At 49.7% G+C, this 12,209-nt stretch carries 11 protein-coding genes; 4 read left to right on the top strand and 7 right to left on the bottom strand.

Annotated features, from left to right (window positions below; translation table 11 throughout):
- Nucleotides 1-76: 76 nt before the first annotated feature.
- Nucleotides 77-1,084, bottom strand: a complete 1,008-nt coding sequence (locus LLH06_RS20245; protein WP_394800302.1) for a homoserine kinase — start codon at nucleotides 1,082-1,084, stop codon at nucleotides 77-79.
- A 50-nt stretch (nucleotides 1,085-1,134) separates the two neighbouring features.
- Entirely contained in the window at nucleotides 1,135-3,585 is a 2,451-nt protein-coding gene (gene thrA, locus LLH06_RS20240; RefSeq protein WP_228171104.1) for a bifunctional aspartate kinase/homoserine dehydrogenase I, read from the bottom strand.
- A gap of 333 nt (nucleotides 3,586-3,918) precedes the next feature.
- Here thrA and rsgA point away from each other — a divergent pair, with 333 nt between their 5' ends.
- The 4 genes from rsgA (at nucleotide 3,919) to LLH06_RS20220 (ending at nucleotide 6,743) form a co-directional block, all read left to right on the top strand.
- On the top strand, nucleotides 3,919-4,839 hold the full coding sequence (rsgA, locus tag LLH06_RS20235) for a ribosome small subunit-dependent GTPase A (protein WP_228171103.1): 921 nt from the start codon (nucleotides 3,919-3,921) through the stop codon (nucleotides 4,837-4,839).
- A 195-nt stretch (nucleotides 4,840-5,034) separates the two neighbouring features.
- Complete coding sequence (dtd, locus tag LLH06_RS20230; protein WP_228171102.1) at nucleotides 5,035-5,493, top strand: D-aminoacyl-tRNA deacylase; 459 nt, start codon at nucleotides 5,035-5,037, stop codon at nucleotides 5,491-5,493.
- A 45-nt stretch (nucleotides 5,494-5,538) separates the two neighbouring features.
- The gene (locus LLH06_RS20225) at nucleotides 5,539-5,868 is read left to right on the top strand and encodes a nucleotide pyrophosphohydrolase (RefSeq protein WP_228171101.1); all 330 of its coding nucleotides are present in this window, start codon (nucleotides 5,539-5,541) and stop codon (nucleotides 5,866-5,868) included.
- Nucleotides 5,869-5,873: 5 nt separating this feature from the next.
- Nucleotides 5,874-6,743 carry a DUF4349 domain-containing protein gene (locus LLH06_RS20220; RefSeq protein ID WP_228171100.1) on the top strand — a complete coding sequence of 290 codons (870 nt, stop codon included), beginning with the start codon at nucleotides 5,874-5,876 and terminating at the stop codon, nucleotides 6,741-6,743.
- Between the two features lie 38 nt (nucleotides 6,744-6,781).
- Here LLH06_RS20220 and LLH06_RS20215 read toward each other — a convergent pair whose 3' ends face one another.
- The 5 genes from LLH06_RS20215 to LLH06_RS20195 form a co-directional block, all read right to left on the bottom strand.
- The gene (locus LLH06_RS20215; protein ID WP_228171099.1) at nucleotides 6,782-7,501 is read right to left on the bottom strand and encodes a 2-phosphosulfolactate phosphatase; all 720 of its coding nucleotides are present in this window, start codon (nucleotides 7,499-7,501) and stop codon (nucleotides 6,782-6,784) included.
- A 113-nt stretch (nucleotides 7,502-7,614) separates the two neighbouring features.
- Nucleotides 7,615-8,694 carry a glycine cleavage system aminomethyltransferase GcvT gene (gcvT, locus tag LLH06_RS20210; protein WP_228171098.1) on the bottom strand — a complete coding sequence of 360 codons (1,080 nt, stop codon included), beginning with the start codon at nucleotides 8,692-8,694 and terminating at the stop codon, nucleotides 7,615-7,617.
- Between the two features lie 43 nt (nucleotides 8,695-8,737).
- On the bottom strand, nucleotides 8,738-9,949 hold the full coding sequence (locus LLH06_RS20205) for a glycosyltransferase family 4 protein (RefSeq protein WP_228171097.1): 1,212 nt from the start codon (nucleotides 9,947-9,949) through the stop codon (nucleotides 8,738-8,740).
- A gap of 51 nt (nucleotides 9,950-10,000) precedes the next feature.
- Nucleotides 10,001-10,657 carry a ribonuclease HII gene (locus LLH06_RS20200; RefSeq protein WP_228171096.1) on the bottom strand — a complete coding sequence of 219 codons (657 nt, stop codon included), beginning with the start codon at nucleotides 10,655-10,657 and terminating at the stop codon, nucleotides 10,001-10,003.
- 302 nt (nucleotides 10,658-10,959) lie between these two features.
- Nucleotides 10,960-12,198, bottom strand: coding sequence for a PP2C family protein-serine/threonine phosphatase (locus tag LLH06_RS20195; protein ID WP_228171095.1), 1,239 nt, complete (start codon nucleotides 12,196-12,198; stop codon nucleotides 10,960-10,962).
- Nucleotides 12,199-12,209: the final 11 nt, after the last annotated feature.

Below are 12,209 nucleotides of genomic sequence, written 5' to 3'. Positions count from 1 at the left end.
GCGCCTGTTACAGGCTGATTTCCATTTATATACAAAGTCCCTCGACATTCGTATGCCAAGATCTTCTTAATTCCGTTTACAACACCCGCGGACCAGCATCGTTAATGGTCGACGTGTATGCGTATGAGTTGATCTTTAGGCTGGTCAAATGCTGCTGTAAGATCTGGTTAATGCGTTTAGCGGTCTCTTCATCGCGTGTAAAGGCGAATACTGACGGACCCGAACCCGATATGCCAAAACTTACTGCACCGGCCTCCATGGCCAGTTCGCGCATCTTGTAAAAATCAGGGATCAGTATCGATCTAACCGGCTCCACCAGCACGTCCTGCATGCTGCGGCCGATCAGGTCAATATCTTGCGTGTACAGTCCGCTCACCAATCCGGCTATGTTGCCCCATTGGGTAACGGCATCCTTCATATTGATCTTGGTACGAATGATCTGGCGGGCTTCGCGCGTTGGTACATCCACATCAGGGAATACGATGGCGCAATGCAGGTCTTTAGGGTGTGGCAGCCTGATCACGTCCAACGGCTCGTAGCTGCGGATCAATACAAACCCGCCTAACAAGGCCGGGGCTACGTTATCGGCATGACCATGACCGCAGGCCATCTCCTCGCCTTTCATAGCAAAGGGTAATAGTTTGGCCACGTCGGTATCATCGCCCATCAAATTTTTGATGGCGAACAAACCGGCCACTGTACTGGCTGAGCTGCTTCCCAATCCGCTGCCGATCGGCATCTTCTTGTGCAGCTCGATATCCAGGCCGATATCTGTACGGCCAATGCTTTCCAGGTAAGCCTGTACGCTTACGCTTACGGTGTTTTTTTCGGGTGCTAAGGGCAGGCGACCATTATCGCCGGTGATCTTGCTGATGGTAATGCCCGGGGTCTCGGTAACGCGCATGATCACCTCATCGCCCGGTTCATTGACGGCAAAGCCCAGCACATCGAACCCGCACACTACATTGGCTACCGTGGCCGGGGCAAATACTCTGATCTGGGTGCCTACCGGTGGGAGGTTGTGTGCAGGTCTATCGTTAATTGTATCTTGAACTGGCATTGCTGCTTCTATCTCTTGTTCCATTGTGATTACTTAAGAGCCTCTCTTGTTTCCTGGCTCTTGTTTCTAAATTCTTAATTAGCACCCACGTTGATCAGGTCGGCAAATACACCCGCGGCGGTCACCTCGGCACCTGCACCAGGGCCTTTTACTACCATCGGGCGGTCCTTGTAACGATCGGTAGTGAACGCGATCACGTTATCGGCGCCTGACATGCTATAGAAAGGATGGTCTTCGCCCACCATTTGCAGGGTGATCGAGGCCTTACCTTCGTACAGCTGACCTACATAACGCAGCACTTTGCCGGCGCTTTCGGCCTGTTGCTTCAGGTTGTTAAAGTGGGCTTCCTCAGCCTTCAATGATGCATAGAACTCAGCTACCGTTTTGGCTTCCAAACAAGCTTTCGGTAATATGCTCTCGATCTGTACATCCTCGGCCTCCATTTGATGGCCGGCATCACGTGCCAGGATCAGGATCTTACGCATAAAGTCCTTACCGCTCAGATCGTCGCGTGGATCAGGTTCGGTATAGCCTTTATCCTGAGCGGTCTTCACCACATCATGAAAGTTGGCATCGCCTTTAAAGTTGTTGAAGATGAACGATATAGTGCCCGATAATATGGCCTCGATCTTTTGAACGCGGTCGCCACTTACCATCAGATCTTTCAGCGTGCGGATGATCGGCAAGCCTGCACCTACGTTGGTCTCATAAAAGAAATCGACCCCATGTTTGCGTGCAGTATCACGGAAGGTCTCGTACTGGCTGTATGAGGCCGAGTTGCCGATCTTGTTGCAGGTCACGATGGATATGGTCGACTTGAAGATCTCCTCATAAAATGCCACCGGCTGTGCGCTGGCGGTATTGTCAACGAACACGGCGTTCGGCATGTTCATTTCCTTCATACGGGCCACAAATGCAGAGAGGTCTGCCGGTTCGCCATAAGCGTCGAGGTCTTGTTCCCAGTCGTCCAGTTTCAATCCGTCAACGCTGAAACGCATTTTGCGGGTGTTGCTGATGCCGGCTATACGCACTTGTATGCTGAGCTGTTTGGCCAGGTACTCGCTGTGTTGTTGCAGTTGAGCAAAAAGCGTTTTACCGATGTTTCCTGTACCCAGGCAGAACACGTTCAAGGTTTTGTTGAATTCTACAAAGAACGCATCGTGCACGGCGTTAACAGCCTTACCCAGATCATGGGCCGATATGATCACCGAGATATTATACTCTGACGAGCCCTGCGCGATAGCCCGTACGTTGATACCGTTACGGCCCAACGCGTGGAACAAACGGCCCGACATACCCGGCGTATGGCGCATGTTCTCGCCTACGATGGCCAGTACCGAAAGGTCGCGCTCGATCACCGGGGTATCCAGTTTTTGGGCTACCAGTTCCAGTTCAAATTCTTGCTCCATCAGTTTGCAGGCACGTTCGGCATCGGCCGGTTGTACGGCAAAGGTGATGCTGTGCTCAGATGATGACTGGGTGATCAGCATCACGTTGATACGCTCACGGGCCAGCAAGGAGAACAAGCGACCGCTAAAGCCTGCTTTACCCACCATGCCGCTACCCTGCAGGTTGATCAGGCTGATCTTATCGATAGAGGATATCCCTTTGATCGGTAACCCGTTCTCATTACAATCATGACGGATAACGGTGCCCCCAAAGGCCGGATCAAAAGTGTTCTTGATCACGATCGGGATGCGCTTTAAAAAGGCCGGGGTCATGGTAGGTGGGTAGATCACCTTGGCGCCAAAATAAGATAGCTCCATGGCCTCGGTATAGGTCAGTTCGGAAAGGGAGAAAGCTTTTTTAACGATGCGCGGGTCGGCGGTCATCATGCCGTTCACATCGGTCCAGATCTGGATCTCTTCGGCACCCAGGGCCGACGCGAATATGGCTGCGGTATAGTCGCTACCACCACGGCCTAAGGTGGTCACCTGGCCTGCCTCGTTGCTCGAGATAAAACCGGTCACGAACAGTACCTTGCCTTCGTTCTCGCTGGCCAGGCCGCGGATCAGCAGGTCGGTCAGGTCGGTGTTCACGCGGGCTTGGCCAAAGTTACTATCGGTCTTCACTACCTCGCTGGCATCCACATAAACGGCACCTTCAAAATGCTGAAGCGCCATGCGGCTGATCAACAGGGTCGAGCAACGCTCACCGTAGCTTAGGATCAGGTCACGCGTTTTAGGGGTAAGCTCGCGCAGTACCAGCACCCCTTGCAGCAGATCCTCCAGTTGGTTAAAGTAGATCTTTAAGCGGGTATATACCGGGTTTTGCTGCGGAATATCAAGTAATTGCTTTACTACTTCAAAATGGCGGATCTCGAGCGCGGCCAGATGTTTCGAGAAATCGTTACCGGCTGCGGCACGTTCGGCCATATCCACCAGCAGGTTGGTCACCCCGCTCATGGCCGATAGTACTACCACCAGGCTTGGGTTGGCCTGATGTTCCTGTTCAACAATGTCCATCACGGCCTTGATGCTTTGTGCCGTACCTACCGATGTTCCTCCGAATTTTAAAACTTTCATTTTCTTGTTATAAAACAAAAGCGCCTTCCCCTTGAGGAGGAAGGCGCTTTTGTTGGTTCTTTTATGCTCGATGCACCATACAATTACCTTCCTCCTGACACACTGCCGGTGGTAATAATTGTAGTAATAATGGTGCTGTTAAATATCATGTGCTTGTATGCCTTTTGCTTACGACCGTAAATTAAGGGCTTAAAATTGGCAATTGCAAATTAAATTTTAAAAAACGCCAAAAAAGAAGATTTTATTTGGTGCTTCATTACGCATTTTCCAGCTGAGGTTGTTATGTATATTGATATAAGTGGTGAACCGATAAAATTTTAACTTTGACAGCTTATGCAGGGTATCGTAACTAAGTCGACAGGAAGCTGGTATCAGGTGCGCACGCCTGGTGGCAAACGTTATGATTGCCGAATTAAAGGTAAGTTCCGCATCAAGGGGCTTACCACCACTAACCCGGTTGCCGTGGGCGACCGGGTGGATATGGAGATGGAACCCAACTCTGATCAGGGAGTGATCACCAAACTACATGAGCGTAAGAACTATATTATCCGCCGGTCCATCAATCTGAGTAAACAAGCACAGATCATTGCTGCCAATATGGATCAGGCTTACCTGGTGGTCACGCTGGCATCACCCCGCACCTCGCTGGGTTTTATCGACCGCTTTTTGGTGACCGCCGAAGCCTATGATATTCCTGCCGCGCTGGTCTTCAACAAGCTCGACATGTTCAGCGACGAGGGCTTGGAGATATTGGCCGAGTATAAGAGCATTTATGAAAGCATCGGTTATCCCTGCTATGAGGTATCGGCCCTTATGGGTACCAACATCCCCGAATTGAAAGCTAAGCTTAAGGACAAAATGACCTTGTTCTCCGGGCACTCGGGGGTAGGCAAATCAAGCCTGATGAACGCTATATTACCTGACCTGCAACTCCGTACCACCGAAATATCGGAGTGGAGCGATAAGGGGATGCATACAACCACCTTTGCCGAGATGTACGACCTACCAGGTGGCGGCGACATCATTGATACACCGGGCATACGTGAGTTGGGCGTGATCGACATCGAGCAACAGGAGCTTAGCCATTTCTTTCCCGAGATGCGTGAGCGCATGCACGATTGCCGCTTCAACAACTGCCGCCACATCAACGAGCCGGGCTGTGCCGTATTGGAGGCATTAGAGAACGGCGAGATCGAGCCATCACGCTATGATAGTTACCTGAGCATTTATAACGGTAACGATACAAGAGCGTAATCAAGGAAAAGAGAGTCAAGAACATAGAGGCAAGAGCTAAGACCGAACTTCTGTGAGCATATCATGTTGAGCTTGTCGAAGCACTTGCTGATCGTCAAGTCACTTACTCGATAGCCGACCGACACAATGCCTTCTTCTTGATCAAAACAACTACTATCTTGGCTCTTGTGTCTAATCTCTTGCATCTTTATACTTATGCGTGCCATACTTCAACGTGTTACCCAGGCCAGTTGCACTGTCGACGGCAAGATCACCGGCCAGATCGATAGTGGCTTTTTGGTGTTATTAGGCATCGAAGATGCCGATACTGAAGAGGATGCCCAGTGGCTGGCTCAAAAGATCGTGAACATGCGCATTTTTGGCGATGAGAACGGCCTGATGAATAGATCGTTGGCTGATGTACGTGGGCGCATCCTGCTTATCTCACAGTTCACGCTTTTTGCGCAGACCAAGAAGGGTAACCGACCATCCTTTATTCGAGCTGCCCGGCCGGATAAGGCCATTCCGTTGTATGAGCATATGATTACACTGCTGAACCAGCTTACCGGCCAACCCACCGCCACGGGCATCTTCGGCGCCGACATGAAGATCAGCCTATTGAACGACGGCCCGGTCACCATCATCATGGATACGAAGGATAAGGAGAATCATTAAACAGGTTATAACTGCTACTGCCACTAAAAACTGCTACTTTTAGCCATGACGATCAAAGAAGCTCAACAAGTGGTAGACCAGTGGATCAACACCACAGGCATCCGATATTTTAATGAACTCACCAACACCGCAATACTGATGGAGGAGGTGGGTGAGGTTGCCCGGATCATGGCGCGGCAATATGGTGAGCAGTCATTCAAAAAGTCGGATACTGAGATCAACCTGGCCGATGAGATGGCCGATGTGCTTTTTGTATTGATCTGCCTGGCTAACCAAACGGGCATCGACCTGACCGAGGCCTTGGAAAAGAATCTCGAAAAGAAAAGCATCCGCGACGCAGACCGGCACCGTAATAACGAGAAACTTAAACCCTGACCGATATGAGAAAGTTAATGATCATCGCCTTACTGGCCCTAGTTACAATAGGCTGTAAGCCAGCATCTGAAAAATATGCGGTACGTGAGGTCACCCTTGTGCCCCCTCCACCAATGGCTGATGCCGAAGCTAATAACCTGATCGGAGCTGCGCCAGGGAGCAAAGTAGGTGACCAACCGGGAAATATAACCCCCGACGTTGCAACATCGAAAAAGATCATCAAAGAGGGTGAGATCCGTTTAGAGACCAATGATCTGATCAAAGCACGCAAGGCATTGACCGACAGCCTCAAAATGATAGGTGGTTATGTAGAAGAAGAGAACCAAAACAATAATGCAGGCTCTGATATAAAGGAATATACATTCAAAGTGCGCATTCCTGCGCAAAACTTTGACCGCTTTTTGAGTGCCGTGTCATCATCCGCAGACAGGGTCGAATCCAAGAGCATCCGTGTGAAAGACGTGACCACCGAATTTATCGACGTGACCACGCGCTTAGCCAACAAGAAATTATTGGAAGAGCGTTACAAAGGTCTGCTGGACAAGGCCAGCAAGATGTCGGACGTGTTGGAGGTGGAGAACAAACTCAACGAGATCCGCACAGATATCGAGACCACGCAAGGTCAATTAAATTATCTGAACAAGCAGATCGCGTACAGCTCGTTGCAGGTCACCTTTTTTACCCGCAGCATCGATGCCAAAAATGATGGTAATGGCTTTGGCTATAAATTGAAAATGGCCGTCAGCAATAGCTGGGACCTATTGCAGAACATCTTCTTCGGGATCATCACCGCATGGCCGGTCATCCTGATCTCGGTCATTGTGATCTTTGTATTGAGGAAATGGTTGAGAAGGCGAAAGGCCAGACAGGCATAAATAGGAAAGGCGCTCCATCAGATGAGCGCCTTTGTTTTTTAAGTTAATTTCACGAGTTTCTCACCATCAAGTATCGGTATGGCGGTGGTGATATCGATCTGTAAACAGAACGCGATATCCTTCTCGATACCCAATTTTTTCAAGCGTTCGCCGTGCGATGTCTTTTTCAGGTAATCGCTGATATCGTGCTTGCCTAACTGGTAAAGATCGTTAGCGGCCAGGGCCGGGTCGTCCAGTTGGTATCCATCGCCTTTAAGCTGCTCGATCACTGCTCCTGCAAAAAGAGTGTCCTCCAAATTGAAGTTGTTCTTCCACCCAGCGCATACCAGCAGGATATTCTCATTTTGAGTCTTTAACCAATCGCACAAGGCGGTAAGGTTCAGGAACGAGCCAATGACCACCTTTTTGGCCGCGCGCGATAAGTGCAGGGCATGGGTACCGTTGGTAGTGGTCAATACTACCGTTTTGCCGGATACCTTTTCAGCTGTATAAGCAAATGGCGAATTGCCAAAATCGAACCCGCTCACTACTTCTCCATTACGCTCCGCAGCTAACAGATAGTCGAAACCTTTATCGCGATAGGCCGCACATTCCTCCACCTCCGACACCGGAATGATTGCCTCGGCACCGTTGCCAATGCCGTAACAAATGGATGAAGTGGCCCTGAAAATATCGATAATGATTACAATGCTATCTTCGACCTTATATAATGGAATAAGTGCGGGGGTAAGGCAAACTTCGAGTGCGAGCTTTTGCATTTAAGATATGAACGTTATGGCGGTGGAAGGAAGCGAACTTGACCGTTTACAGCTATTAGAGCCTGAGCAGATCTCGCTTCGTTCTTCGCTATAAAAACTAATAAATGAACTTGTTATTTGATGAAAGGTAGCTTAACTACTTGTGCCTTTACTTTATTGTCACGGATCTTAATGTAGATCTCGCTGCCTTCTTTGGCATAAGCCTTATCTACATAACCCATACCGATGGCTTTTTGCAATGATGGCGATTGGGTACCTGACGTCACGCGACCGATGTTGTTACCCTCTGCATTAACCACCTCATAATCATGGCGGGGAATGCCACGCTCTACCATTTCAAAACCTACCAGCTTTTTGCTGACGCCTTGCGCTTTTTGCTCCTGCAAGGCCTCGCTGTTGGTGAAGGGTTTGGTGAATTTAGTGATCCATCCTAAGCCAGCTTCCAGTGGAGATGTGCTGTCATCAATGTCATTACCGTATAAACAAAAGCCCATCTCTAAACGCAGAGTATCACGTGCGCCAAGGCCTATCGGTTTGATTCCGTATGGCTCGCCTGCTTTGAACACCGCGTTCCAGATAGCTTCGGCATGCTCGTTATCAAAATAGATCTCGAAACCGCCGGCACCGGTATAACCTGTGGCCGATACCAGCACATTATCGATACCCGCGAATTGGCCTTTTTTGAAGGTGTAATACTCCATTGAACCCAAGTCGATATCGGTCAGGCTTTGCAGTGCTTCCGTAGCTTTAGGGCCTTGGATGGCGAGCAGCGAGGTACGGTCAGAGATGTCCTTCATGTCCACACCGTAAGTATTGTACTTGCTGATCCAGTTCCAATCCTTTTCGATGTTAGAAGCGTTCACTACCAGCATATAGGTCTTCTCGTCTATACGATACACCAGCAGGTCGTCAACGATGCCGCCATTTTCGTTAGGCAGGCAAGAGTACTGCACTTTACCATCATACAATTTAGAGGCATCGTTGCTGGTCACCTGTTGGATCAGGTCAAGCGCGCCGTCGCCCTTCAGGATGAACTCACCCATGTGGCTTACGTCAAAAACGCCTACTGCCTTACGCACGGTGTCATGCTCGGCATTGATCCCGGCGTATTGTACGGGCATGTTGTAACCAGCGAACGGCACCATCTTGGCACCCTCGCGTATATGTACTTCGGTCAAAGCAGTATTTTTCATTAAAACAGGGATTTCGTTACCGGCAAAAGTAACTAAAAATAGACTAAGAACCGGCCAAAAGCGTGCGTTGGTAAAAATCGGCCAGGCGCTGGCTGATCTTATGGGTCTCGTGCTGTTCCTCCACCAGGGCCCTTGCATTGCGGCCTATGCGGCGGCAATAGTTCTCATCGGTGATGCAGCGCTTAATGGCCCGGTGGAACTCCTGCGGCGTATTGGCGATGAGGATGTTCTCGCCATTGGAGTAGTTGATACCTTCGGCACCTAACGATGTGGATATGATGCATTTCTGCATGGCCATGCCCTCCACGATCTTCACCCGCATGCCCCCGCCCGAAAGCAGCGGCACGATCATGATCGCTTTGCTGTTCACAAATTCCAAGGCATCATCTACCTCTCCATGAATGAAGATCTTGCCCACCACCTCGTAGTCATCAAAACGCTCCGGAATGTCATTACCAGCCACGTAAAAGCGGGTGCGCAGATCACCGTTCACCAGCTCGTTCGAAAAATTCTCCAGGAACCACTCGATCCCTTCACGATTGGGCATCCAATCCATGGCGCCCAAAAAGAACAGGCTCGGGAACTCCGTACGTTTATGGTCAGGGCGGTAGCGTTCAAGGTCAAGTCCAACGGGTAGGATCTCAACCGACAATTGCTTGTTGCAATGCCCTTTGATACATTCTTTATCCTGATCGGTGAATACCGCCACGGCGTCGAACAGGTCAAACTGCTTGGTCTCATACAGGCGTATGCGTTTGGCGATCAAATTCAGATAGAACTTTTTGGCGGGATCGTTCTTTTGCTTGGCCAGCCGTTCCCAAACCAGGTACTCGATGTGGTGCGCACGGTAGATCACCTTAGCCTTAGTGCTTTTGCGTACTGCGGCCAGGTAAGGCGTTACATAGAGACCTTCGAATTGGATGATATCGTAGTTTCCGGCGGCTACTTCTTTGATCAGTGCATGCTCGATCTGACTGTCATAGTACCGATCAATGGTGTAGAGCTTACCATTAAATAAGCTTAAAAAGGCTTGTGTGGCCGATATACTGGTATCGATGGTGTGGCGCTGGTATTTGATCCGGCTGATCAGCTCGTCAGTATGGTCCTCATGATCCTTATGTGGATGTGGGTCAAGTGAGCACAAGGATACCTGATGACCGGTATCGACCAAGCCTCTGATCGTGTTACCCACCACGATCGGATAGCCGCTATTTTGCGGAAAAGGAGCAAGATGGGTAACAATGAGGATATTCACAAGGCGAATTGGTTGCTAACAAAAGTATCAAGCCTTGCGACCCTAACCAAATTAAAATATACTTAGTTGCGGATCTGTGACACTAAAAGTTCGGCGGTGGTAAGGCGTGAACCCGTGCTGCAATACCATTGACCGGTGCTTGATGGTAGGATAACCTTTATTGCTATGCCAATCGTACTCAGGGTGCTCCAAGGCAAGCTGGGCCATATGGTCGTCACGGTAAGTTTTGGCCAGTACCGATGCTGCCGCTATGCTGAAATATTTGCCATCGCCCTGTATAATACATTGATGAGGGATGGTGCCATATTTATTAAAGCGGTTGCCATCAATGATCACAAATTCGGGTTTGATGCTCAGCATATCCAGGGCGCGGTGCATGGCCAGGAACGAGGCGTTCAGGATGTTGATCTGATCGATCTCTAAATTATCTACCGATGCCACGGCATAGGCCAACGCGCATTGCTCTATCTCAGCCCGTAACAGATAGCGCTCGGCTTCAGTAAGTTGCTTGGAGTCATTCAGCAAAGCATGTTCAAAATCAGGCGGAAGTATCACAGCAGCGGCGAATACCGGACCCGCCAAACAGCCCCGGCCGGCCTCATCGCAACCCGCCTCGATTAGCTCATGCTGGTAGCGGGCCAGCAAAGCCCTTACCCCTTTTGCGGGCGCTTTGACCACCTTTTTGATCTTGACCGTTGTTCTTGCCATACACTAATTAATGAAGGTTAAAGTTAATCAAACCTATCCAAAGCCTCAAGGGTGATCGGTCGGTTCGCCTTTACTTACTATTTACGGTGATCACGGCCGCTTAGTATAAAGTTGGTTCAAGATGTTGGTTTTTATGACGATATCTGGAAAAATATTGGTTTTTGCAGATTTTTATAAGCAGGCGACCAGCTTGAATGAAGGCCAAGTGTTACAAACCTGTAACAGGCTGTGACGTCTGTAACGATCGTTCAGGAACGTTGATGTTTTGATGAAATAGCTTTCGGTCGGAGATGCGGGCCTGGTTAAAGGATCTTAATGGTGAGGAGGGTGATATCGTCGATACGTTTGCCTTTGATCACCCGGCCCAAGTGATCCATCAATCCCTTGTTGAATTTTTCGGGAGGGTTGTGGCCATGCTCAGTGATGTAGGCCGACAGACGCTCTTCGTTCCAGCGATTGTCCTGGTCCTGCTCGTAGTCCATCAAACCATCGGTATAGTTGAATACCAGCGATCCGGGTTCAACGGTAACATCCCCTTGGGTAAGGAAGGGCAGCTCGTCAAATACGCCGATCATGGTGGTGCCGGTCTTGAGATTTTGCACCTGTGTACCATTAAAGAGCATGGTAGGATTATGACCTGCGTTCACGTAGCAGAGTTTGCGGCTCCGCTCGTTGTATTTGGCCAGGAAAAGGGTGATGAAACGCTCGCCTTTGGTATTGCGGATCACAATGCTGTTGAGCTTTTGCACCACGTTGCCCAGGTCGTTCTCCACGGTGGCCCAGGCACGCAAACTGGCCTGAAAGTTGGCCATCAGCAAGGCTGCGGCGATACCTTTACCCGATACGTCGGCAATGCACCAAATAAATTCATCGTTGTTGATGCGGAAAAAGTCAAAGTAATCGCCACCGATATCCTGGTGAGGCAGGTACTTGGCGCTTACCTCGACGGCGTGATCCTTGTGGGTCTTTACCGGGATCAGCATGTTCTGTACCTCAACGGCCAGCTCCATCTCGCGCTGAAAACGTTCGGCCTGTAAGCGCTCCCTGAATAGCTTTTTATTCTCCAATGCCACCACGATCACGTTAATGAGGGTTTGCATGAAGTTAAGGTCATTGCTCATCATCTCACCCGATAGCGTAAAATCGCCAATGAGGGCGTAAGCCAAAGGCTTGTTCTTATGATAGATGGGGATGAAGTAGTTGTATTGAGAGAGTACCTTATCAGTGTGTCCTTTTAACGTGGTCGGGGTCTTGGCTTTTTTGAGGATGGTGCAGGCCTTATGCAGTACAGATACGCCTTCGAACTCGCCGCCGTATTTAGAAACGCAAACATAGCTGCCTTGCTTCTCGATCAAAAAGCGCAACTTCCCTACCTGCAAGTAGTTCTTTAAAATAACTTCCAGCATTTGCAGCAACACCGGTGCAGTGGTGTTCTTGTTGATAGCCTGTGTGACCTCGAGCAGGGAGTTAAGCTCCCACTGCCTTTTCAATAGCAGTTTGATCAGTTCATCCTCGCCCGACGCGTCGTCTATATTCTGCATTTTTGTTGTAA

The sequence above is a fragment of the Mucilaginibacter daejeonensis genome (genome assembly GCF_020783335.1).
In the GTDB taxonomy this organism is placed as follows: Bacteria; Bacteroidota; Bacteroidia; order Sphingobacteriales; family Sphingobacteriaceae; genus Mucilaginibacter; species Mucilaginibacter daejeonensis.
This window is presented reverse-complemented; position numbering and strand designations above follow the sequence as displayed.

Bases quoted from the DNA above. Each gene is read 5' to 3' on its own strand.
- LLH06_RS20245 (WP_394800302.1), bottom strand. From the start codon at position 1,084: ATGGAACAAGAGATAGAAGCAGCAATGCCAGTTCAAGATACAATTAAC.
- thrA (WP_228171104.1), bottom strand. From the start codon at position 3,585: ATGAAAGTTTTAAAATTCGGAGGAACATCGGTAGGTACGGCACAAAGC.
- rsgA (WP_228171103.1), top strand. From the start codon at position 3,919: ATGCAGGGTATCGTAACTAAGTCGACAGGAAGCTGGTATCAGGTGCGC.
- dtd (WP_228171102.1), top strand. From the start codon at position 5,035: ATGCGTGCCATACTTCAACGTGTTACCCAGGCCAGTTGCACTGTCGAC.
- LLH06_RS20225 (WP_228171101.1), top strand. From the start codon at position 5,539: ATGACGATCAAAGAAGCTCAACAAGTGGTAGACCAGTGGATCAACACC.
- LLH06_RS20220 (WP_228171100.1), top strand. From the start codon at position 5,874: ATGAGAAAGTTAATGATCATCGCCTTACTGGCCCTAGTTACAATAGGC.
- LLH06_RS20215 (WP_228171099.1), bottom strand. From the start codon at position 7,501: ATGCAAAAGCTCGCACTCGAAGTTTGCCTTACCCCCGCACTTATTCCA.
- gcvT (WP_228171098.1), bottom strand. From the start codon at position 8,694: ATGAAAAATACTGCTTTGACCGAAGTACATATACGCGAGGGTGCCAAG.
- LLH06_RS20200 (WP_228171096.1), bottom strand. From the start codon at position 10,657: ATGGCAAGAACAACGGTCAAGATCAAAAAGGTGGTCAAAGCGCCCGCA.
- LLH06_RS20195 (WP_228171095.1), bottom strand. From the start codon at position 12,198: ATGCAGAATATAGACGACGCGTCGGGCGAGGATGAACTGATCAAACTG.